The 21938-nt window shown below is 71.9% G+C and carries 20 protein-coding genes; 9 read left to right on the top strand and 11 right to left on the bottom strand.

Features of this window, described 5'->3' with window-relative positions:
* Window positions 1-12: 12 nt before the first annotated feature.
* From zwf to tkt, 4 genes are read right to left on the bottom strand one after another with little or no spacing between them, the layout of a single operon-like run.
* Complete coding sequence (gene zwf, locus ACYVKF_RS16050) at window positions 13-1557, bottom strand: glucose-6-phosphate dehydrogenase (RefSeq protein WP_056914325.1); 1545 nt, start codon at window positions 1555-1557, stop codon at window positions 13-15.
* Window positions 1554-3224: a glucose-6-phosphate isomerase gene (locus ACYVKF_RS16055; RefSeq protein ID WP_460967721.1), complete on the bottom strand. Its 1671-nt coding sequence runs from the start codon at window positions 3222-3224 to the stop codon at window positions 1554-1556. Before ACYVKF_RS16055 ends, zwf begins: the two co-directional genes overlap by 4 nt.
* Window positions 3221-4387 (bottom strand): transaldolase, encoded by a 1167-nt coding sequence (tal, locus tag ACYVKF_RS16060; RefSeq protein WP_056914327.1) that lies wholly within the window; start codon window positions 4385-4387, stop codon window positions 3221-3223. Before tal ends, ACYVKF_RS16055 begins: the two co-directional genes overlap by 4 nt.
* Before the next feature lie 6 nt (window positions 4388-4393).
* The gene (gene tkt / locus ACYVKF_RS16065) at window positions 4394-6691 is read right to left on the bottom strand and encodes a transketolase (protein ID WP_460967723.1); all 2298 of its coding nucleotides are present in this window, start codon (window positions 6689-6691) and stop codon (window positions 4394-4396) included.
* Between the two features lie 206 nt (window positions 6692-6897).
* Here tkt and ACYVKF_RS16070 point away from each other — a divergent pair, with 206 nt between their 5' ends.
* Entirely contained in the window at window positions 6898-7797 is a 900-nt protein-coding gene (locus ACYVKF_RS16070; protein ID WP_056919248.1) for a heme o synthase, read from the top strand.
* 110 nt (window positions 7798-7907) lie between these two features.
* Here ACYVKF_RS16070 and ACYVKF_RS16075 read toward each other — a convergent pair whose 3' ends face one another.
* The 7 genes from ACYVKF_RS16075 to ACYVKF_RS16105 form a co-directional block, all read right to left on the bottom strand.
* Window positions 7908-8384, bottom strand: a complete 477-nt coding sequence (locus tag ACYVKF_RS16075) for a hypothetical protein (protein ID WP_056914329.1) — start codon at window positions 8382-8384, stop codon at window positions 7908-7910.
* Between the two features lie 42 nt (window positions 8385-8426).
* Window positions 8427-9728 carry an MFS transporter gene (locus ACYVKF_RS16080; protein WP_460967725.1) on the bottom strand — a complete coding sequence of 434 codons (1302 nt, stop codon included), beginning with the start codon at window positions 9726-9728 and terminating at the stop codon, window positions 8427-8429.
* Window positions 9725-10309: an ArsR/SmtB family transcription factor gene (locus ACYVKF_RS16085; protein WP_235529150.1), complete on the bottom strand. Its 585-nt coding sequence runs from the start codon at window positions 10307-10309 to the stop codon at window positions 9725-9727. The genes ACYVKF_RS16080 and ACYVKF_RS16085 overlap by 4 nt, the downstream gene beginning before the upstream one ends.
* 56 nt (window positions 10310-10365) lie before the next feature.
* The gene (locus tag ACYVKF_RS16090) at window positions 10366-10581 is read right to left on the bottom strand and encodes a hypothetical protein (RefSeq protein WP_460967728.1); all 216 of its coding nucleotides are present in this window, start codon (window positions 10579-10581) and stop codon (window positions 10366-10368) included.
* 32 nt (window positions 10582-10613) lie between these two features.
* The gene (locus tag ACYVKF_RS16095; RefSeq protein WP_460967730.1) at window positions 10614-11546 is read right to left on the bottom strand and encodes a COX15/CtaA family protein; all 933 of its coding nucleotides are present in this window, start codon (window positions 11544-11546) and stop codon (window positions 10614-10616) included.
* A 526-nt stretch (window positions 11547-12072) separates the two neighbouring features.
* Complete coding sequence (locus ACYVKF_RS16100; protein ID WP_056918956.1) at window positions 12073-12855, bottom strand: ABC transporter permease; 783 nt, start codon at window positions 12853-12855, stop codon at window positions 12073-12075.
* On the bottom strand, window positions 12852-13562 hold the full coding sequence (locus ACYVKF_RS16105; protein ID WP_056918957.1) for an ABC transporter ATP-binding protein: 711 nt from the start codon (window positions 13560-13562) through the stop codon (window positions 12852-12854). The genes ACYVKF_RS16100 and ACYVKF_RS16105 overlap by 4 nt, the downstream gene beginning before the upstream one ends.
* A gap of 177 nt (window positions 13563-13739) precedes the next feature.
* On the opposite strand from ACYVKF_RS16105, the gene ACYVKF_RS16110 reads away from it, so the two are divergent.
* The 8 genes from ACYVKF_RS16110 to sufC all read left to right on the top strand — a co-directional run bounded on the left by ACYVKF_RS16110 (window position 13740) and on the right by sufC (window position 21922).
* Window positions 13740-13970, top strand: a complete 231-nt coding sequence (locus ACYVKF_RS16110; RefSeq protein WP_056914334.1) for a hypothetical protein — start codon at window positions 13740-13742, stop codon at window positions 13968-13970.
* A gap of 123 nt (window positions 13971-14093) precedes the next feature.
* Window positions 14094-14270, top strand: coding sequence for a hypothetical protein (locus ACYVKF_RS16115; protein WP_157581177.1), 177 nt, complete (start codon window positions 14094-14096; stop codon window positions 14268-14270).
* 102 nt (window positions 14271-14372) lie between these two features.
* Complete coding sequence (locus ACYVKF_RS16120) at window positions 14373-17303, top strand: helix-turn-helix transcriptional regulator (RefSeq protein WP_460967734.1); 2931 nt, start codon at window positions 14373-14375, stop codon at window positions 17301-17303.
* Window positions 17304-17363: 60 nt separating this feature from the next.
* Entirely contained in the window at window positions 17364-18155 is a 792-nt protein-coding gene (locus ACYVKF_RS16125; RefSeq protein WP_235530595.1) for a helix-turn-helix transcriptional regulator, read from the top strand.
* Window positions 18152-19573, top strand: a complete 1422-nt coding sequence (gene sufB, locus ACYVKF_RS16130; RefSeq protein WP_056914337.1) for a Fe-S cluster assembly protein SufB — start codon at window positions 18152-18154, stop codon at window positions 19571-19573. The genes ACYVKF_RS16125 and sufB overlap by 4 nt, the downstream gene beginning before the upstream one ends.
* Entirely contained in the window at window positions 19570-20781 is a 1212-nt protein-coding gene (sufD, locus tag ACYVKF_RS16135; RefSeq protein ID WP_460967737.1) for a Fe-S cluster assembly protein SufD, read from the top strand. The genes sufB and sufD overlap by 4 nt, the downstream gene beginning before the upstream one ends.
* Window positions 20778-21161, top strand: a complete 384-nt coding sequence (locus ACYVKF_RS16140) for a non-heme iron oxygenase ferredoxin subunit (RefSeq protein ID WP_235529152.1) — start codon at window positions 20778-20780, stop codon at window positions 21159-21161. The genes sufD and ACYVKF_RS16140 overlap by 4 nt, the downstream gene beginning before the upstream one ends.
* Before the next feature lie 2 nt (window positions 21162-21163).
* Complete coding sequence (gene sufC, locus ACYVKF_RS16145) at window positions 21164-21922, top strand: Fe-S cluster assembly ATPase SufC (protein ID WP_056914340.1); 759 nt, start codon at window positions 21164-21166, stop codon at window positions 21920-21922.
* The last annotated feature ends 16 nt before the right edge of the window (window positions 21923-21938 follow it).

Raw genomic sequence — 21938 nt, forward strand, 5'->3', positions numbered from 1 at the left:
TGAGTGGGGTGGTCAAGGCATTCTCCAGACGCGTCCGTCGCGGTGCATCATCTCGTCGGAGCTGTCAGGTCCCCAGCCGCCCGAGAGGTACGGCTCGACGGGACCCTTCTGCTTGGCCCAGAACGCCTCGACCGGGTCGAGGATCTTCCAGGACAGCTCGACCTCCTCGTGGCGCGGGAACAGCGGTGGGTCGCCGAGCAGCACGTCGAGGATGAGCCGCTCGTACGCCTCGGGGCTGGACTCGGTGAAGGCACGGCCGTACCCGAAGTCCATCGTCACGTCGCGCACCTCCATCTGCGCACCGGGCACCTTGGCTCCGAACCGCATGGTGATGCCCTCGTCGGGCTGAACGCGGATGACGATGGCGTTCTGCCCGAGCTCCTCGGTGGCCGTGTCGTTGAACGGCAGGTGCGGGGCCTTCTTGAACACCACGGCGATCTCGGTGACCCGCTTGCCCAGGCGCTTGCCCGTGCGCAGGTAGAACGGCACACCCGCCCAGCGGCGGGAGTCGATCTCGAGCTTGAGCGCGGCATACGTCTCCGTGCGGGAGCCGGAGGCGACGCCGTCCTCGTCGAGGTAGCCGCCGACCTCCTCGCTGCCCTGCCACCCGGCGGCGTACTGCCCACGAGCGGTGGCCTTGGCCAGGTCCTTGGGGAGGCGGACCGCGGAGAGGACCTTCTCCTTCTCGGCGCGCAGGTGCTCCGCTGCGAAGGAGACGGGCTCCTCCATGGCGGTCAGTGCGAGGAGCTGCAGGAGGTGGTTCTGGATGACGTCGCGGGCGGCACCGATGCCGTCGTAGTAGCCGGCGCGGCCACCGATGCCGATGTCCTCGGCCATGGTGATCTGCACGTGGTCGACGTAGTTGGCGTTCCAGACCGGCTCGAACATCTGGTTGGCGAAGCGCAGGGCCAGGAGGTTCTGGACCGTCTCCTTGCCGAGGTAGTGGTCGATCCGGAAGACCGAGTCGGCGGGGAAGACGCCCTCGACGATGTCGTTGAGCTCACGCGCACTCTTGAGGTCGTGGCCGAACGGCTTCTCGATGACGACGCGGCGCCACGAGTCGCCCTCGGGACGGCTCAGGCCGGAGCGCTCGAGCTGCTCGCACACGGTGGAGAACGATCCCGGCGGGATGGACAGGTAGAACGCCTGGTTGCCGCCGGTGCCGCGCTCCTCCTCCAACGACTTGACCGTCTCGGCCAGCAGGTCGAAGGAGTTGGGGTCGTCGAACGTCCCGGGGACGAACCGGAACCCCTCGGCCAGGTTGCGCCACACGCTCTCGCGGAACGGCGTCCTCGCGTGGGCCTTGACCGCGTCGTACACGATCTTGCCGAAGTCCTGGTCGGCCCAGTCGCGTCGGGCGAAGCCGACGAGCGAGAAGCCCGGCGGCAGCAGGCCACGGTTGGCCAGGTCGTAGATGGCCGGCATCAGCTTCTTGCGGGCCAGGTCGCCGGTGACCCCGAACAGCACCAGACCACAGGGGCCGGCGATTCGGGGGAGGCGCTTGTCACGCGGGTCACGCAGCGGGTTGCTGTCCTGCGTCACACGGGTGGGACTCATGCACTGCCCTTCGTGTCGTCGTCGGCAGCCGGGACGGCGAGGGCGGTGAGTGCCTCGCGGACCTGGGCCAGGCCGGCGTCGTGGTCGGTGAGGTGGAGCTGCAGGACCGGGCGACCGTGCTCGGCGAGGACCTGGGCGTCACCCGCGGCCTGAGAGGCCACGAAGTCGCCGAAGCTGAACTCGCGCCCCGGGATCGGCAGGTCCGCGTGGGGGGCGGTCGTCACCTGCAGGTAGACGCCGGTGGCCGGGCCGCCCTTGTGGAACTGACCGGTGGAGTGGAGGAACCGGGGCCCCCAGCCGAACGTCACCGGACGGTGCGTGCGGCGTGCCAGCCCGGGCCGCACGGAGGCCAGGTCCGCGTCGGTGATCCGGTCGAGGTAGGCCATCACCGCGAGGTAGCCGCGGGCGGGGTCGAGCTGCCGCAGGAGGGCGTCGAGCGCCTGGGGCACGGTCGTGGCGTCGCCGAGCCAGTCGCCACCCAGGGCGCGGATCTCCACGGCACCGTCGGTGGCTGCGGGCTCGTCGCCCGAGCCCATGCCCTGGTCCAGCAGGGCGCGAGAGGCCTTCTTGGCGCTCTCGACGTCCGGCTGGTCGAACGGGTTGATGCCGAGCAGCCGGCCGGCGGCCGCGGTGGCGACCTCCCACAGCAGCAGCTGTGCGCCGAGGGGCCCGGTCACCTCGATCGAGGAACGGTCGGCGTGCACCTCCGCGTCGGCGTCGACCGCGTCGTCGTCACCGGTGAGGCGCACGACGGTGACGTCGGGATCCGGGTGGGCGACCTCGGGGTCGTCGAGGGAACCCACGACGACGGGCAGGATCCCGGTGCCCTGCTTGCCCGTGCTCTCGGCGATGAGCTGCTCGGCCCAGTCGGGCAGGCCGACGATGCCGGAGCCGTCGTCGACGAGGACCAGCTTGTCGCGCAGGGGGTTCGTGGCCGCCATGGCAGCACCCAGGCGCAGGGCCGGGTTGCCGTCGTCGTCGGCGCTCAGGACGTCCGCGACGGCCTCGGCGTCGTCGAGCAGGCCCTCGATGTCGGCACCCGCCAGCCCCGACGGGACCAGCCCGAACGCGGTCAGAGCGGAGTAGCGTCCGCCCACGTTCGGGTCGGCGTTGATGACGCGGTAGCCGTCGGCGCGGGACTGCTCGTCGAGCGGGCTGCCCGGGTCGGTGACGACGACGATGCGGCTCGTGGGGTCGATGCCCTTCTCCTCGAACGCCGCCTGGAACGCGCGGCGCTGGGAGTCGGTCTCGACGGTGGACCCGGACTTGCTCGAGACCACGACCGCGGTGCGCTCGAGCTCGACGATCGCGCCGCGGACCATGTCGGGCTGCGAGGAGTCGAGGACGACCAGGTCGACCCCGGCCGTCCCGCAGATGACCTCGGGAGCGAGGGACGAACCGCCCATGCCGCACAGCACGATGCGGTCGACACCCTCGCCACGGAGCTGGTCGCGCAGGGCCGCGATCTCACCGAGGAGCGGCCGCGACGTGCGGGCGAGGTTCACCCACGACAGGCGGATGGCCGACTCGGACTCGGCCTCCGGACCCCAGAGCGTCGCGTCCTGGGCGAAGAGCCTGCTGGCGAACTGCGCCTCGACCAGGGCCGGGACGGATGCGGCGATCGCGTCCGCGGCGGGGCCGGAGGCGACCACACCGAGCGAGGTCACCGGTCGACCTGCTCCGAGTGGCCGGACTCGTTGTCGGGCGCGTCCGTGCCGACGTCGGCGCGAGCGAGGTCGATGTCCTTCTGGACCTCGTCGAGCAGCTCGCCCCACGCGACCTCGAACTTGTCGACGCCCTCGCGCTCGAGCTGGGCCGTCACGTCGGCGTACGAGACACCCAGGCCCTCGAGGGCGTCGAGCACCTCGGCGGCGTCGGCGTAGGCGCCGGTCACCGTGTCACCGGTGACCTCGCCGTGGTCGACGACCGCGTCGAGCGTCTTCTCGGGCATGGTGTTGACGGTGTTCGGGGCGACCAGCTCGGTGACGTATAGCGTGTCGGAGTAGGCCGGGTCCTTGACGCCGGTGGAGGCCCACAGGGGACGCTGCGCGTGGGCGCCGTCGTCCTCGAGGTTCTTCCAGCGCGGGGTGGAGAAGACCTCCTCGTAGGCCTGGTAGGCGAGGCGCGCGTTGGCGACGGCCGCCTTGCCCTTGAGGGCCTTCGCCTCGTCCGTGCCGATCGCGTCGAGTCGCTTGTCGATCTCGGTGTCGACGCGCGACACGAAGAACGACGCGACGGAGTGGATCGTCGACAGGTCCTTGCCCTTCTCCCGTGCCTGCTCGAGGCCGGTGAGGAAGGCGTTCATGACACCGCGGTAGCGGTCGAGGGAGAAGATCAGCGTCACGTTGACGCTGATGCCCTCGGCCAGCACCTGCGAGATGGCCGGCAGGCCCTCGACGGTCGCGGGGATCTTGATGAGGACGTTGGGGCGGTCGACGGCCTCGACGAGGGTCTTGGCCTCGGCGACGGTCTTGGCGGTGTCCTTGGCCAGTCGCGGGTCGACCTCGATCGACACGCGGCCGTCGACACCGTCGGTGGACTCGTAGAGCGGGAGGAACAGGTCGCACGCGTTGCGGACGTCCTCCGTGGTGAGGCCGAACACGGTCTCGTCCACGGTCTTGCCGTCGGCGGCGAACGCGCGCAGGTCGGCGTCGTAGCGGTCGCCCTTGGCGAGGGCGGCCTGGAAGATCGAGGGGTTCGTCGTCACGCCGACGACGCCCCGGTCGATGAGGTCCTTGAGGTTGCCGGTCTCGATCCGCTCGCGCGACAGGTCGTCGAGCCAGACGGAGACGCCCTGGTCGGCGAGGGCCTTGAGTGCGTTGTCAGTCACAGTGGGTCACTTCCCTTTGGATGCAGCGCTCTTCGTTGCGGCGCTGCGCTTGGTCGTGGTGTCGGTCGCCTTGGTCGGCGAGACGCCGGCGCGGGGCCGGGTCTGGTTGACGGCGGGCGCCACGCTCTTGCGCGCGGTGGCCCTGGCGTCCTTGAGGGAGTCCTTGGCGGCCTTCACGACGGCCTCCGGGGTGATCCCGAACTCGCGGTACAGCGTCTTGTAGTCGGCCGAGGCACCGAAGTGCTCGAGGCTGATGCTGCGACCCGCGTCGCCGACCAGGTCGTGCCAGCCCATCGACACGGCGGCCTCGACGCTGACGCGCGCCCGGACCTCCGGGGGGAGGACACGGTTCTGGTAGGCCTTGCCCGACTGCTCGAACCACTCGCGACACGGCATGGACACCACACGAGTTGCAACGCCCTGGCGCTCCAGCGATTCCCGTGCCTCGAGGGCGATCGCGACCTCGGAGCCGGTGGCGATGAGGATGACGTCCGGGGCCGACTTGCCGTCCTTGCCGCCGTCGATGAGGACGTAGGCGCCCTTGGCCGCGTTGGCGGCCTTGGCGTAGACCTTGCGGTCGAGGACGGGCACGTTCTGCCGCGTGAGCGCCAGCGCCGCCGGGCGGGCGTTGCGCAGGACCTGCCCCCACACCGCCGCTGTCTCGTTGGCGTCCGCGGGGCGGACGACGTCGAGGCCCGGTATGGCGCGCAGCGAGGCGAGGTGCTCGACCGGCTGGTGGGTGGGCCCGTCCTCGCCGAGGCCGATGCCGTCGTGCGTCCAGACGTAGGTGACGGGGAGCTGCTGGATGGCAGCGAGCCGCACCGCGGGACGCATGTAGTCGGAGAAGACGAGGAAGGTGCCGCCGTAGGGGCGGGTCAGTCCCTCGAGCGCGATCCCGTTGAGGATCATGCCCATGCCGTTCTCGCGGATGCCGAAGTGCAGGGTGCGGCCGTAGGGCCCGCCCTTCCACTCGCGGGTCTGGCGGTTGCGCGGGATGAAGGACGGCTCGCCCTCCATCGTCGTGTTGTTGGACTCGGCGAGGTCGGCGGAGCCACCCCACAGCTCGGGCATCACGCCGGCGAGGGCGCTGAGCACCTTGCCGGACGCGGCGCGGGTCGCCATGCCCTTGGCCTCGTCGGCCTCGAACACCGGCAGCGCCGCGTCGAGCCCGGCCGGGAGGTCACCGGCGACGAGGCGGTCGAGCAGTCCCGCACGGTCCGGGTTGGCCTTGCGCCACGCGGCATACGTCTTGTCCCACGCCTTGTGCGCCGCCTTGCCGCGCTTGCCCGCGAGGCGGGTGTGGGCGAGGACCGCACGGTCGACCTCGAAGGTCTTCGCGGGGTTGAAGCCGAGCAGCTCCTTGGTGGCCGCGATCTCGGCGTCGCCGAGGGCGGAGCCGTGCGACTTGCCGGTGTCCTGCTTGGTGGGCGACGGCCACGCGATGATCGTGTGGAGCTGGACCAGGGTCGGCCGGTTGGCCTTCTTGGACTTCTCGAGGGCCGCGAGCAGTGCGTCGACGTTCTCGACGTAGCTGGCGCCGTCACCGTCGCCGCGCCAGTCGACGTCGACGACGTCCCAGCCGTACGCGCGGTAGCGCGCCGCGACGTCCTCGGAGAACGAGATGTCGGTCTGGTCCTCGATCGAGATCTGGTTGGCGTCGTAGATGACGGTGAGGTTGCCGAGCTGCTGGTGACCCGCGAGCGAGCTGGCCTCGGCCGACACGCCCTCCATGAGGTCGCCGTCGGAGGCGATGACCCAGATGTGGTGGTCGAAGGGGCTCTCGCCGGCCTTGGCGTCGGGGTCGAGCAGGCCGCGCTGGCGACGCTGCGCCATGGCCATGCCGACGGCGGACGCGAGGCCCGAACCGAGGGGACCGGTGGTGATCTCGATGCCCGTGGTGTGGTGCACCTCGGGGTGCGCCGGCGTCCGGGATCCCCACGTGCGCAACGACTTCAGGTCGTCGAGCTCGAGGCCGTACCCGGACAGGAACAGCTGCACGTACTGCGTCAGGCTCGAGTGGCCGGCCGACAGGACGAAGCGGTCACGACCGAGCCAGGCGGCGTCGGTCGGGTCGTGCCTCATGACGTTCTGGTAGAGCAGGTAGGCCGCGGGGGCCAGGCTCATGGCGGTGCCGGGGTGGCCGTTGCCGACCTTCTGGACGGCATCCGCGGCGAGCAGTCGAGCGGTGTCGACCGCACGCACGTCGAGGTCGGTCCAGCCGGCCTTGCGGGCCACGGGACGGCGCAACGACGTGCTGCGCTTCCTCACGGCGGTGGCCTTGGTGGAACGGGTGGTGGTGGGCACTGACGGTTCTCCTCACACTGAGTTGCACAGGCGGTCGAGGCTTCGGTCCGAGACTAGTCCTGAGCGTGACCGTCGTCGCATCCAGTCCCGGCGTTCGGCTCGCTCCGGACGGGGATAGACTTGCCCCGCCCGTGAGACCCCCAGCAGCACCCGCGAAGGACGCCGTGACCGCACTCGATCCGACTGCCCGGATCTCCGCGTCCCCGATGCCGCCTCGGCGCAAGGCCGCCGCATACCTGGCGTTGACCAAGCCCCGCATCATCGAGCTGCTGCTCGTGACGACGGTGCCGGTGATGTTCCTCGCCGAGGGTGGGGTTCCGTCGCTGTGGCTCATCATCGCCACCCTCGTCGGTGGTGCGCTCAGCGCCGGCGCGGCCAACACCTTCAACTGCGTGTACGACCGCGACATCGACGCCGAGATGCACCGCACGAGCAACCGGCCGATGGTCACCGGCGAGATCTCGCCGCGTGAGGGACTGGTCTTCGGAGCGGTCCTCACCCTGGCGTCCACCGTCTGGTTCGCCCTCGTCGTCAACTGGCTGTCCGCCGCGCTGTCGCTGGGTGCGATCGTCATGTACGCCGTGGGCTACACGATGCTGCTCAAGCGCCGCACCGCCCAGAACATCGTCTGGGGCGGCGCAGCCGGGTGCATGCCCGTCCTCATCGGGTGGTCGGCCGTCGCGAACTCGGTGTCGTGGTCCGCGGTCGTGCTCTTCCTCGTCATCTTCTTCTGGACGCCGCCGCACTACTGGCCGCTGTCGATGAAGTTCAAGGACGACTACGCCGCCGCCCACGTGCCGATGCTCCCGGTCGTCGAGAAGTTCGTCGTCGTCGCGCGCCAGATCGTCGCCTACTCGTGGGCCATGGTCGCCGCGTCGCTGCTGCTGGTGTGGGTCAACCCCATGGGCTGGCTGTACCTCGTCACGGCCGTGGTCACCGGCGCGCTGTTCCTCGCCGAGGCGCACCGCCTGCACCGGGCCGCCAGGGCCGGCGAGGGTCCGACCGTGCTCAAGCCGATGCGGCTGTTCCACTTCTCGATCACCTACGTCGGGATCCTCTTCCTCGGCGTGGCGCTCGACCCCCTGTTCTACCTCCCGCTGCGCTGACGGCGGACGACCGGCCGTCGTCGCCCGGCCTCGGCCCCGGTCGAGCCGGCTGCTGGCTCGACCGGGGCCACCCTGCCCTCCGGGTCCGTGCCCGGGACCCCGGGAGGCTCTCAGCCGCCCGTGACGGCGATGTAGACGGCGGGGTTCCCGTTGGGGTTGAGCAGCACCGCCGGGGCGAGGCACCGCTCGGGGAGCATGACCTTGGCCCGGATGCGGGCATCACCCTGGGCGTCGAAGGCGACCGGCTTCGTCGTGGCGACGACCATGCCGCCACAGGCGACGCTGGCACTCAGCTGGGGCACGGGGTTGCCGCGGCCCGGGATGACCAGGCCCTCGACCTCCACGCGCACCGAACCGTCCCGGGAGACCCGGGCCTGGCCCTCGTCGATGACCCAGGGGGCGCCGCCCGGCTTGGCGCCGAACAACGTCGGGTCCGCGACCATGCTGCCGACGACGCCCGCCCGCAGGATGGTCGTGTCGTGGTCATCATGGCCGGAGGAACCGCTGGCGAGGGCGGCGGTGGAACCGAAGGCGACAGCGGCGAGGACGGCACCGGTGGCGGCGGCAAGGCGGGTGGGTGACTTCATGACTGACCTCTTTGTCGGCGGTGAGGTCCCCGGTGGACCTCCTCAACGGGAGACGAGGTGGCTGCCGTGGTCGTTCACCTCAGGCAGGTCGCGCAGTCCGCGCAGCGGTCCCCAGAACATCGACAGGCACGCCACGGCGTGCACCGCGGCCATCAGCGCGATCGTCGGCCGCAGGCCCAGCTGGGTCCCGAGGAGACCGGCCGCCAGTCCGGCCAGCGGCATGGTGCCGAAGTTGACCACCTGGGCCGTCGTCACCTGCCGGGCGAGCATCTCCTCGGGGACGTACCGGTTGCGCCACGCGCCGCGGATGACGTTGCCCGCCACGACCCCGGTGCCGACGAGCAGCTGCCCGACGACGAGGTATGCCGTGCCGGCACCGTGCGTCGCCAGCGGCACGAGGAGGGCGGTCGGGCCTGCCACGACCTGCAGCCACACCACCGCCCGCGCGTTGCCGAAGCGGCTCGAGAGCCGGGTGGCGAGGGCGGCGCCGAGGAAGCCTCCGACGCTGCCGGTCGCCATCACCACCCCCACGGCGGCCGGCGACAGGTCGAGGTCACGGACGAGGAAGAGGACCAGCAGCGCGGCATACCCGGTGAGCCCGAAGTTGGAGACGCCGCCCATGACGGTGAAGAACCGCAGGAACGGGTCTGTGCGGATGTAGTCGACGCCCTCGCGGATGCTCGTCCGCAGGGACGACCGCGCGGGGGTCCCGGCACCGTCCTCGCCGTCGGGTCCGGCAGCCGGGGTGAGCCGCAGGGAGGCCAAGCAGACCGCCGAGACGAGGAAGCTCACGGCGTCGACGAGCAGTCCCATGGCCGCCGACCCGAGCTGGGCCAGCAGGCCGCCGACACCGGGGCCGGCCACCTGCATCGCCGACTCGGTGCCGAAGAGCCGGGCGAAGGCCTGCTCCTGCTGCTGGGCGGGAGCCACCTGGCGGACCAGGGCGGGGTACGCGGCACGGAAGAAGACCGTGCAGGTGCCGTTGCCGAGGGCGGCGAGCACGAGGTGGGTCAGGGTGAGGTGGCCCAGGGCCCAGGCGAGAGGGACGCTGGCCAGGACCGCAGCGGCCGCGAGGTCGCTGCCGACCATGACGCGGCGGGCGGGCAGGCGGTCCACCCAGGCCCCTGCGGGGAGGCCGACGACCAGCCACGGCACCCAGGCCGCGGCCGTGAGCACGCCCATCCAGCCCGGCCCGGCGTCGAAGGCGACCACGGCAAGGAGGGGGAGCAGGACGGACGTGGTGGCGTTGCCGAGGACGCTGACGCCCTCGCCGAACCAGAGCAGGCTGAAGTCCCGGTTGCGGCGCAGGGGGAGCGCGGCGACCGGTGCGGTGCGGTCCGTCATGGCTGGGCCGGGAACCCTCGGGCGAAGACGAGCACGGGCTCGCGGGCGACGCCGTCGTCCGGCACCTCGCGCCGTCCCCAGCGCATGAGGACCTCGATGAGCTCCTCGGAGACCTGGCGCAGCTCGTCGGGGGACAGGCGCATCCAGTTCTGGGTGGCGAACGCAGCCCGGTCCCACTCGGGCACGTCGGCGGCCTGGGCGTTCCACTGCTGAACGCGCTCGAACTGTCGCTGCAGGTGCATCGCCTCGGCGGCGTACGCAGCAGTGACCGCGGCCGTGTCGTCGGCGAACTCGGCGCGCGACCAGCGGGTGCCGGGGTCGACCAGGCGCCACCAGCGCTCCCGCCGGTCCTTGGCGAGCTCGGGGGCCTCCTCGACCAGGCCCGCCTCGGAGAGGACCTTGAGGTGGTGGCTCGCGCTCCCGACGGCCTGGCCGGTGCGCTGGGCCAGGCCCGAGGCGGTGGACGGACCGTCGACCTTGAGGGCGTCCATCATCCGTGAGCGGAACGGGTTGGCCATGGCCGACAGGGCCTTGGCATCGGTCACGTGGCGGATGCCGTCATGCTCTCGTGGAGTGTTCACGCCCTCAGGCTAGATGCACAAGAGATATTGCACAAGAGAGCTTGTGCAATGGGTCGTCAGCCGGTGCAGCCCACGGGGGTCTCGCCCAGGGTGGTCAGGCTGGCGTTCTGGGGAGTGGCCCCGAACGTGGTGCAGGAGCTGTCGTCGTACCCGCGGCCGGTCCACCACATCAGCAGCGTGGCGGCAATGATCAGCGCGGCCACGATGCGCCCGAGACGTCGGTTGCTCGCTGCCCTCGAGCCCAGCGCGTGGGGTCCTGCGGTGGCATCCATGCCTGAGTGTCCACCCGCAGCAGGACGTTTGCCTAGGTTCGGGGAACTGCGCGTTGACGCACCATGGCCCGCGTCAGGGTCACGACGAGAAGGCTGGCGAGCAGCATGTGCACGACGACCACGGCCCACGGCAGACCGGTGAAGTACTGCGTGTAGCCGACGACGCCCTGCAGGACGGTGACCGCGAGGACGGCCGCCCACGCCCGGCCGGGGGCCGACGTGGTCCCCGTCAGCCGCGCGGCGACCCAGGTCGCCACGACCAGGCCGACGAACAGCATCACGGCGTCGGCGTGCAGCCACGAGACGGTGCGGGGGTCGAAGCCGAGGCGGGCCGGCTCGTCGGCGTCGCCCGAGTGGGGGCCGGAGCCGGTGACGACGGTGCCGAGCGCCAGGACGACCGCGGCGACGGCGCAGGTCGCCCGGCCGAGCCGCTCGACGAGGGGGTGCACGGACAGGGTGCGTGGGCCGGCCGGTCCCTGCGCCCGGTAGTAGAGGAGGGCTGCGGCGGTCACCAGCCCCATCGAGACGAGGAAGTGCGCCGCGACGGTGACCGGGCTCAGGCCCGTCAGGACGGTGATGCCGCCCAGGACCGCCTGCACGACGACCCCGCCCAGGACGACGACGGCGGGGACGAGCAGGTCGCGGCGCCGGTCGGCCCAGACGACGATCGCGACGATCGCCAGGAGGGCCGCGATCCCGACGACGCTGGTCAGGGTGCGGTTGCCGAACTCGATGTAGCGGTGGAAGCCCTCCGCCTGGTGCCGGACCGGGGTGTACGAACCGGGGACGCACTGTGGCCAGGTGGGGCACCCCAGCCCGCTCCCGGTCAGCCGCACGAGCCCGCCGGTGACGACGATCAGCACCTCGACGACGAGGTTGAGGAGCAGGACCCGGGGGAGCCAGACCGCCCCGGTGGTGGCCGCACGAGCGGTCTGGGCGGGGGTCGAGACGGGTGGTGCGGTCACGCAACGAGGGTACGTCTCAGGTGGAACCCTGATGACGCTGGGGGAGACACCCGATGGTCGCCGGCGTCCCGGGCTGGCTGACTGGGGCCATGATGAGGAACGCCTGGAGGCTGAGTGCCGCGTGGATGCTGCTCTCCGCAGGGATCCACACCTACTGGGGCCTCGGAGGCACGGCGCTGCTGCCACCGGGGATCTCGGTCCGTCAGCACCCGGCCCTGCTGGTCATCGACCTCGTCGCAATCCCGCTCTGCCTCGCGGGGGCCGTGACCACGTGGCTGCTGCGACCCGGTCAGCGGCACGGCAAGCTGCGGCAGCGGGCGTGGCTGCTGTGGCCCGCCCAGGTGGGGACGGCCGTCATGCTCGGCCACGTCCTGTCCAATGTCGCCCTCGTTCTTCCCGGGGTCGTCGCAGGGAACGGCCTCGGCGACGCCCGGGCGCGCTACGTCCTGGTCCACGAGACCTTCTGGCTGCTCGGGGGCCTGCTGCTCGCGGCGACGGTCGCCGCGTTCCGTCGTGAGCTCGAGGCTCAGTCGCTCCAGCGGAACAGGCGCCGGGCGAGCAGGGTCGCCACCGCACCCCAGACGACCAGGACGACCCAGTGGGCAGGGCTCGCCGTGCCGTCGACGAGCGCCGCCCTGAGGCTGTCGCCCAGCGCCGCCGAGGGCAGCAGCTCGACGACGGGGGCGAACCGGTCGGGCAGCTCGCTGCCGGCCACCACGACACCACCGAGGCCCAGGAGGACGAGCCAGACGAGGTTGGCCAGCGCCAGCACCCCCTCGGCGCGCAGCGTGCCACCGAGCAGGAGGGCGAGGGCCACGAAGGCCCACGTGCCGAGGAGCGTGGACAGCACCGCCGCCGGTATGCCGCTCCAGCTCGGCTCCCAGCCGAGCGCCAGCCCCACACCGGCGATGACGACGAACTGAATCGCGATCACCGCCAGCACCGCGACCGCCTTGGCCGCCAGCAGGCCGGTGCGACCCAACGGGGAGACCCCGAGCAGGCGCAGCACGCCGTACCTGCGGTCGAAGCCGACCGAGATCGCCTGGCCGGTGAAGGCCGACGAGACGACGCAGAGGGCGAGGACACCCGGCACGACCAGGTCGACGCGGCGGCCGGCACCCACCGAGATACCGGTGGTGTGGACCAGGGCGACGAGGACGGCGACGGGAAGGACGAGCGCCACGAGCAGCTGCTCGCCGTTGCGCAGCAGCGTGGCCGCCTCGAACCGCGCCTGCGCGAGCACGCGGTCCCGGGCCGGGGCGGCAGCGGCCGTCGTCCCCGTGGTGGGCGCCGAGGGGGTCGTGCTCATGCGGCCGGCCGTCGGGTGAGGGCAAAGTAGCGGTCCTCGAGGCGCTCGCCGGCCGTGACCTCCGCGAGCGAACCCTGCGCGACGACGCGTCCGGACGCCACGACGACGATGTGGTCGGCCAGCCGCTCCGCCTCCTCGAAGGAGTGCGTCGTCAGGATGACCGCCGCTCCTGCGTCGGCGACCTCCCGCACCAGCTCCCAGACGTCCAGGCGGGCGTGCGGGTCCAGCCCTGCGCTCGGCTCGTCCAGGAAGGCCACCTCGGGACGTCCGACCAGCGCCGCGGCGAGGGCCACCCGCTGCTTCTGGCCACCGGAGAGGCGGCGGACCGAGGTGGTCGCGAAGTCGCCGATCCCGAGCCGGGCGACGAGGTCGTCGAGGGGTGCCGGCGCGGCATACAGGGAACGCAGGTGACGCAGCAGCGGCACGGGACGGGCGGCGTTCGGCAGGCCGCCGTCCTGGAGCATCACGCCGACCCTCGCGCGGTGGTCTGCGCCGGCGTGCCACGGATCGGTGCCGAGCACGCGCACCTCACCGGCGTCGCCCCGACGCAGGCCCTCACAGCACTCCACCATCGTGGTCTTGCCGGCCCCGTTGGGGCCGAGGACGGCGGTGACCCGGCCGGCGGGGGCCGACCACGAGGCGCCGTCCAGGGCGACGACGTCGCCGTAGCGCTTGACGAGGCCGGTCACGGCGACTGCTGGTGGCACGGCCCGAGTCTAGGTCCGACCGCGGGTCCCGCCTGCCACGGGTCGCCGGTCGGGGACTGAGGTCCCCGGGGCTCCGAGGACGGGGCGGATGCCCCATGCCGGGGGGTACCTCACGCGCGGAGCGTGACTGCTGTCGCGCCCGCTCCGGGTGCGGCGCACCTCCCGAAGGAGCACCTCATGAGCCTGACCGCACACCCCTACGTCGTCCTCGCCGAGCAGCAGTGGAAGCAGGAGAGCCTCGGCAGGGCGAACCGCGCTCCACGGCGCACCCCATCGGGGCCGGGCCGGGTGCGGACCGCAGCACGCCTCGTCCTGGCAGCGCTGGCGACGCAACGGCACGACGGCCCCCGACCCGACGGCCACCGGCCCGGCACCGGCGGTGGTCGGCACACCGCCCGCCCCGTCTGAGGTAGCCGGGGGCGTCGGCCGCGGCAGATAAGGCATCTGCCCCATGTGGGACCCCACCTCACCCGCGCAGCGTGGGACCCGTCGAAGCACCACTCACCAGAACCACCGCGAAGGAGAAGACCCATGAGCATCACCGCAGACCCGCTGTTCGTCGCCGCCGAGGTGGCCTACCGCCGCGAGAGCCTGGTGGCCGGCCTGCCCGCCGCCGGACGGAGCCGCCGCCACCACCGCCTCGTGGCCGGCGCCCTGGCGCACCGGCCGCGCCTGCACCACCGGCACGGCGTCGCCCGGCACGCCTGAGATGACGGTCGGCACCACCCGGACCGCCACCACCACCTTGGCCAGCACCACCGGGGCCACCGCCGTCCCAAGGACCCACGCCGTCGTGTCACCCCCTCTGACATGATCGACGGCGTGGGTCTGGACGCTGCCGGCAGCAGCTTGTTCGTGGGGCGGGCGGACGAGGCTGCTCGGCTCGTCGCGCTGACCGGGGTGGACGGCGCGGGGGAGTCCCACGGCAGCGTGGTGCTGTCCGGTGACGCCGGGATCGGCAAGACCAGGTTGTTGGCAGAGGTCGCGCGCACCGCCCGTGACCACGGCTGGACCGTGCTCGTCGGCCACTGCCTCAGCGAGGCCGGCCAGTCGCTGCCGTACCTGCCCTTCCTCGAGGTGCTCGGGCGGCTCGAGGCGTTGGCGCCCGAGGCCGTTGCCCGCGCCGCCCAGGCCAACCCGGGGGTCTCGCGGCTCCTGCCGGGGCGCTCCGACGCCGGGGCCGGGTCCGCCGACCGGGGAGACCTCGTGGCAGCCGTCCACGCGGCGCTCGACGAGGTCGGCGCGACGACCCCTCTGCTGGTCGTGGTCGAGGACGTCCACTGGGCCGACCAGTCCTCCCGCGACCTGCTGACCCTGCTGTTCACCCGCGGGTTCACCCACCCGGTCAGTGTCGTCGCGTCGTACCGCAGCGACGACCTGCACCGCCGGCACCCGCTGCGTCCGACGCTCGCCCACTGGTCCAGGCTCGCCGGGGTCGAGCGGCTCGACCTCCCACCCCTGCCGGACTCGGCCGTCCGCGAGCTCGTCCACGGGCTGCAGACCCGCCCGCTGGACGACGCCGACGTGCGCGCGGTGGTGGCCCGCGCCGAGGGCAACGCCTTCTTCGCGGAGGAGCTGGTGGCCGCCTCGGCCATCGGGGGCGCGGGCCTGGCCGAGGACCTGTCCCGGCTGCTGCTCGTCCGGTTCGACCAGCTCGGGACTGCCGGGCAGCACGTGGTGCGGATGGCGTCCGCCTCCGGCCGCCACGTCTCCCACCAGCTCCTCGCCGTCGTCGCGGCCCTCCCCGAGGCCGAGCTGGACAGCGGCCTGCGCGATGCGGTGGAGCACCACGTCCTCGTCCCGCTGGACACCGGCGGCTACGCCTTCCGGCACGCCCTGCTCGGCGAGACCGTCTACGACGACCTGTTGCCGGGGGAGCGGGTGCGCGCCCACGAGCGGTATGCCGCGGCCCTCACCGCCGACCGCTCATCGGGTTCGTGGGCGGAGCTGGCGCGGCACGCGTCGGCCGCGGGGCAACGCGATGTCGCCCGCGAGGCGAGCGTCCGGGCAGGCGACTCGGCGCTGCGGATGGCCGGACCGGAAGAGGCGTGGCGGCACTTCAGCCACGCGCTGTCCCTGATGCCGGAGGACGCCGCCGACGACGAGGTGGACGCCGTCACCCTGAGGGCGGCGGTGGCCGCGGTCGCGGTGGGCCGGGTGCACAAGGCCCTCGAGCTCCTGCAGGAGCGGCTCGACCGGCGCCCTGCCTCCGCCGCACCGGTCGGCCGGGCCGAGCTGCTCGCCTCCCTCGCGACCGCCGCCCGCATCACCGAGAGCACCCTCGACACCCTCGCGACGACCACCGAGGGACTGTCGCTGCTGGACTCTGCCGACGGTGACCACCCGCGGGTCCGGGCGCAGCTGCTCGCGGCCCGGGTCCAGGCGCTCGCCGACCGCGGCCGGGACGAGGAGGCCCTGGTGGCCATCGACGAGGCCGTCGCCGCCGCGCGGGCCGCGGGGCTCGACGAGCTGGCCGAGGAGGTGCGCGTCGTCGCCGCGCGGATCACCGAGAAGGCCGGCGACCCGGAAGGGTCCCGTCGTGCCCTCGAGGCGCTCGTCGAGTCTCCCGGGAGCCTCGGCGAGGCCGCCGAGGCGCGGGCCTTCCACCACCTCGGCTGGCTGCACCACCGCGCGGGCCGGCTGGACGAGGCGGTCGACGTCTACCGCCGCGGGGTCGAGCGGGCGCGGGCCGCAGGACGGCCCTGGGCGCCCTACGCCTTCGACGGTCGGCTGCTCGCCGGGATCGCCGCCTACGAGCGCGGCCGCTGGGACGAGTCCCTGGCCATCCTCGCGGTCGGCGGCGAGGTCGCCCCGGAACCTGCCGGGTCCTCGTTGCGGGCCGCCCGCATGTACGTCGCCGCGGGGCGGGGTCAGGTCGAGGCGCTGCGCGAGCTGGAACCGACCCGACCGTGGTGGGAGCGCGAGGGCCTGGTCGCCCTCATCGCGGGCTCTGCCGCCGTCGACCTGTACGGGCACTCCGACGACCTCGACCGGGCCGTCGCCGTCCACGACGAGGTCGTGGAGGTGCTCTCGCGGGTGTGGGACCCCTTCTTCCAGGGCCGGCTCCGGCTGGGCACGCTGCTGCTCGGCCAGCTCGCCGGGCACGTGCAGCGGCTCCCCAGCGTCGACCGGCCCGACCTGCTGTCCCGGGGTGCGGGACTGGCCGCGACGAGCGAGGAGGTCTGGGCCCGTGCGGTCACCAGGCCGGGCAACGACGGTCCGGAGTCGAGGGCCTGGCTGGCCCGGTCGCGGGCCGAGGCGCTGCGGCTGCGCTGGCTCGGGGGAGAGGACGTCGACGCCGACGAGCTCGTGGCGGCCTGGGTGGGGGCGGTCTCGGCGTTCGAGACGTACGGCCACCCCTACGAGACGGCCCGGTCGCGGGCCCGCCTCGGCGTGGTGCTGCGCTCCACCGGGCACGGTGACGGCTCGGCCGAGCTGGCGGCGGCGCTGGAGGTCGCGGTGCACCTCGAGGCCGCCCCGCTGCGTGCCGAGATCCGCACGACCGGCGGGGCCCGACCCGCGACCCGGCCCGCCTCCCGTCACGGTGAGGCCCTGACCGCGCGTGAGCAGGAGATCCTCGCCCTCGTCGCGCTGGGCCGCAGCAACAACCAGATCGGCAGCCAGCTCTTCATCAGCGGCAAGACCGCCAGCGTCCACGTCTCGAACATCCTCGCGAAGCTCGGGGTCGCCGGGCGAGGTGAGGCCGTGGCGGTCGCCCGGGAGCGTGGCCTGCTCCCCTGACCGCGAGGTTAGGTTCACCTTGCTATCGGAGTCGCGGATCAATTACGTAACATCAGCGTTGTGAATATCGCCGAAGCGCCCCAGGTGCTCGAGTCGCGCACGCGCGACCGGGTGCTGCAGGCGATCAGCGAGCGCGGACCCGTGACCGCGGCGACGCTGGCCGAGGAGTTCGGCCTGACCGCCCCGGCCGTCCGCCGCCACCTCGAGAACCTCGTCGACGCCGGCCTGATCGTCGAGCGCGAGCAGGGCCCGTCGGCCGGCCACCGCGGTCGAGGACGCCCGGCCCGGGCGTACGTCGTCAGCGACATCGGGCACCACGCCCTGGAGTCCGACTACGACGACCTCGCCATGGAGGCCCTGCGCTTCCTGTCCGACGAGGCCGGCGACGGTGCCGTGCGCCGGTTCGCCGAGCAGCGCGTGCACGAGCTCGAGCAGCGGTATGCCGTGGAGCTGGCCGCCGCCGGCACCTCGCGGGCCGCCCGGGTCGACGCCCTGGTGGGCGCCCTGACCCGTGACGGCTTCGCCGCCTCGGCCCGTCCGGTGGGCGAGCCGGAGAGCTCCAGCCCCTTCACCGGCATCCAGCTGTGCCAGGGCCACTGCCCGGTCCAGGACGCCGCCCGGGAATTTCCGCAGTTCTGTGACGCTGAAACAGATGCGTTCTCGCGCCTGCTCGGTGTCCACGTGCAGCGGTTGGCGACGTTGGCGCACGGCGACCACGTCTGCACCACGTTCATCCCCACGAGCACCGTCCAGCACGCCATACCGGCGAGCCGGGCGAGCAACGCCCCCACGAACTCCACCAGCAGCGCTGACCCCACCGCTGTGACACGAACCGAAAGGTCGACGCGATGAGCACCAACATCGAGGAGCTGAACCCGGGTCTGAAGGACCTGGGCCGCTACGAGTACGGCTGGGCCGACAGCGACAGCGCCGGCGCCACCGCGAAGCGAGGCCTCAACGAGGACGTCGTGCGCGACATCTCGGCCCGCAAGAACGAGCCCCAGTGGATGCTCGACCTGCGTGAGAAGTCGCTGCGCCTCTTCGGCAAGAAGCCCATGCCCAACTGGGGTTCCGACCTCACCGGCATCGACTTCCAGAACATCAAGTACTTCGTGAAGTCGACGGAGAAGCAGGCCACCACCTGGGACGAGCTGCCCGAGGACATCAAGAACACCTACGACCGCCTGGGCATCCCGGAGGCCGAGAAGCAGCGCCTCGTCGCGGGTGTCGCGGCGCAGTACGAGTCCGAGGTCGTCTACCACCAGATCCGCGAGGACCTGGAGGAGAAGGGTGTCATCTTCGTCGACACCGACACGGGCCTGCGCGAGCACGAGGACCTGTTCCGCGAGTACTTCACCTCGGTGATCCCCGCCGGTGACAACAAGTTCGCCGCGCTCAACACCGCCGTCTGGTCGGGTGGCTCGTTCATCTACGTCCCGCCGGGCGTCCACGTCGACATCCCGCTGCAGGCCTACTTCCGCATCAACACCGAGAACATGGGCCAGTTCGAGCGCACCCTGATCATCGCCGACGAGGGCTCCTCGGTGCACTACGTCGAGGGCTGCACCGCGCCGATCTACAAGTCGGACTCGCTGCACTCCGCCGTCGTCGAGATCGTCGTGAAGAAGAACGCCCGCGTCCGTTACACGACCATCCAGAACTGGTCCAACAACGTCTACAACCTCGTCACCAAGCGCGCGACCTGCGCCGAGGGCGCGACGATGGAGTGGATCGACGGCAACATCGGTTCCAAGGTCACCATGAAGTACCCGGCGGTCTTCCTCCTGGGCGAGCACGCCCGGGGCGAGACGCTGTCCATCGCCTTCGCCGGCGAGGGCCAGCACCAGGACGCCGGCGCCAAGATGGTGCACGCCGCCCCCAACACCTCCTCGACGATCGTGTCGAAGTCGGTGGCCCGTGGTGGTGGCCGCACGTCCTACCGCGGGCTCGTCCAGATCCTCGAGGGCGCCCACGGCTCCCGCTCGAGCGTGGTCTGCGACGCGCTGCTGGTGGACACCATCAGCCGGTCCGACACCTACCCGTACGTCGACATCCGCGAGGACGACGTGACCATGGGGCACGAGGCCACGGTCTCCAAGGTGTCCGAGGACCAGATGTTCTACCTCATGTCCCGAGGCATGACCGAGGAAGAGGCCATGGCCATGATCGTGCGCGGGTTCGTCGAGCCCATCGCGCGTGAGCTGCCCATGGAGTACGCCCTCGAGCTCAACCGCCTGATCGAGCTGCAGATGGAAGGAGCCGTAGGTTGAGCCTGCTGGCCCAGAAGAACCCCGAGGCGACCGCCGGAGCCCACACGGACTCCGCCGCCGCCTTCGTCCCCGACCAGTCGCGCGCCGAGCGCAAGACCTCGTATGCCGTCGCGGACTTCCCCGTTCCCGGCGGCCGCGAGGAGGAGTGGCGGTTCACCCCCGTCGACCGCCTCGGCGGCCTGTTCTCCGAGGAGGGCAGCACCGAGGGTGCCGTCACCGTCGAGACCGACGCCCCCGAGGGTGTCGAGCTGCTCGAGCTGGCGATGGACGACGAGCGCGTGGGCACGGCCTACCGTCCCGCCGACCGCGCCGCCGTCACGGCCTACGCCGGCACCGAGCGAGCCCTGCTCGTCGGCATCCCGGCCGAGGCCGAGCTCGACGCCCCGGTCTTCGTCCGCGTGAGCGGGGTCGCCGGGCGCGACAACGCCCACCTCGTCGTGGATGCCGGTCGGCACAGCAAGGCCACCGTCATCCTCGAGCACCGTGGCACCGGTGAGCACACCGCCGGCGTGGAGATCCGGGTCGGCGACGGCGCCGACCTGACCTTCGTCACCGTCCAGGAGTGGGACGACGACGCGTTGCACGTCGCCCAGAACGACGCCCTGATCGGTCGCGACGGCAAGCTGCGCCACATCGTCGTCACGCTCGGGGGCGAGCTCGTGCGCATCTCCACCAACGCGCGCTACTCCGGCCCGGGCGGCTCCTTCGAGGGCCTCGGCGTCTACTTCGCCGACGCCGGGCAGCACCAGGAGCACCGGCTCTTCGTCGACCACGAGGCGCCGCACTGCCACTCGAACGTCGAGTACAAGGGTGCACTGCAGGGCGAGACCGCCCACACGGTGTGGGTCGGTGACGTCCTCATCCGCGCGAGCGCCGAGGGCACCGACACGTACGAGCTCAACCGCAACCTCATCCTCGACGACGGGGCGCGGGCCGACTCGATCCCCAACCTCGAGATCGAGACCGGCGAGATCGTCGGAGCCGGGCACGCCTCGGCGACCGGTCGCTTCGACGACGAGCAGCTCTTCTACCTGCAGGCGCGCGGCATCCCGGAGGACATCGCCCGACGCCTCGTCGTGCGTGGCTTCTTCGCCAGCGTCGTGGCCCGCATCGGCGTGCCCGAGGTGTCCGAGCGGCTCATGGCTGCCATCGACACCGAGCTCGGCGGCACCGCGGCGCAGGAGACCGCCACCGAGGCTGCCCTGTGAGCGCAGCAGCAGAGCTCGTCCCCGACGAGGAGTTCGTGCGGGTCTGCCGACTCGACGAGCTCCCCGAGGTGGGCGCGGCCGCGGCCGACATCGGCGGCACGATCGTGGCGCTGGTCCGCACCAAGGACGGCAGCGTCCACGCGGTGGACGACACCTGCAGCCACGCCAACGTCTCGTTGTCCGAGGGTGAGCTGGACGGCTGCACGCTCGAGTGCTGGCTGCACGGCTCGCGGTTCGACATCCGCACCGGAGAGCCGTCGGGTCCGCCCGCGATCGTCCCCATCAACGTGTACGCCGTGAAGATCGACGGCGACGACGTCTACGTCGCCACCACCCCCCAGAACACCTCCTCCACCACTCCCACACACCTGGAGCGCTGAGCATGTCCACACTCGAGATCCGCAACCTGCAGGTCACCGTCGAGACCGAGACCGGCACCAAGGAGATCCTCCGCGGCGTCGACCTCACCGTGAAGTCCGGCGAGACCCACGCGATCATGGGGCCCAACGGCTCCGGCAAGTCGACCCTCGCCTACTCCATCGCCGGTCACCCCAAGTACACCGTCACCGGTGGCACCGTCACCCTCGACGGTGAGGACGTGCTGGCGATGAAGGTCGACGAGCGCGCCCGCGCCGGCCTGTTCCTCGCGATGCAGTACCCCGTCGAGGTCCCCGGCGTCACGGTGAGCAACTTCCTGCGCACCGCCAAGACCGCCATCGACGGCGAGGCCCCGAAGCTGCGCACCTGGGTCAAGGACATGAAGTCCGCCATGGGCGAGCTGCGCATGGACCCGGCGTTCGCCGAGCGCAACGTCAACGAGGGCTTCTCCGGTGGCGAGAAGAAGCGCCACGAGATCCTCCAGATGGAGCTCCTGCGCCCGAAGGTCGCGATCCTCGACGAGACCGACTCCGGCCTGGACGTCGACGCCCTGCGCGTCGTCTCCGAGGGCGTCAACCGGGTCAAGGACAACACCGACGTGGGTGTCCTGCTCATCACGCACTACACGCGCATCCTGCGCTACATCAAGCCCGACTTCGTGCACGTCTTCGTCGACGGCAAGATCGTCGAGGAGGGTGGCTCCGAGCTGGCCGACCGCCTCGAGGCCGAGGGCTACGACCGCTACGTCGGCGCCTCGGCCTGACGGCCAGAGTCCGCAG

Source organism: Pedococcus soli (genome assembly GCF_054782575.1).

Coding starts and splice junctions, on each gene's coding strand:
- ACYVKF_RS16115 (WP_157581177.1), top strand. CDS start 14,094: ATGAGCATCACCGCAGACCCGCTGTTCGTCGCCGCCGAGGTGGCCTAC.
- ACYVKF_RS16070 (WP_056919248.1), top strand. CDS start 6,898: ATGCCGCCTCGGCGCAAGGCCGCCGCATACCTGGCGTTGACCAAGCCC.
- ACYVKF_RS16090 (WP_460967728.1), bottom strand. CDS start 10,581: ATGGATGCCACCGCAGGACCCCACGCGCTGGGCTCGAGGGCAGCGAGC.
- ACYVKF_RS16100 (WP_056918956.1), bottom strand. CDS start 12,855: ATGAGCACGACCCCCTCGGCGCCCACCACGGGGACGACGGCCGCTGCC.
- ACYVKF_RS16120 (WP_460967734.1), top strand. CDS start 14,373: ATGATCGACGGCGTGGGTCTGGACGCTGCCGGCAGCAGCTTGTTCGTG.
- zwf (WP_056914325.1), bottom strand. CDS start 1,557: ATGAGTCCCACCCGTGTGACGCAGGACAGCAACCCGCTGCGTGACCCG.
- ACYVKF_RS16110 (WP_056914334.1), top strand. CDS start 13,740: ATGAGCCTGACCGCACACCCCTACGTCGTCCTCGCCGAGCAGCAGTGG.
- sufB (WP_056914337.1), top strand. CDS start 18,152: ATGAGCACCAACATCGAGGAGCTGAACCCGGGTCTGAAGGACCTGGGC.
- ACYVKF_RS16075 (WP_056914329.1), bottom strand. CDS start 8,384: ATGAAGTCACCCACCCGCCTTGCCGCCGCCACCGGTGCCGTCCTCGCC.
- sufC (WP_056914340.1), top strand. CDS start 21,164: ATGTCCACACTCGAGATCCGCAACCTGCAGGTCACCGTCGAGACCGAG.
- ACYVKF_RS16080 (WP_460967725.1), bottom strand. CDS start 9,728: ATGACGGACCGCACCGCACCGGTCGCCGCGCTCCCCCTGCGCCGCAAC.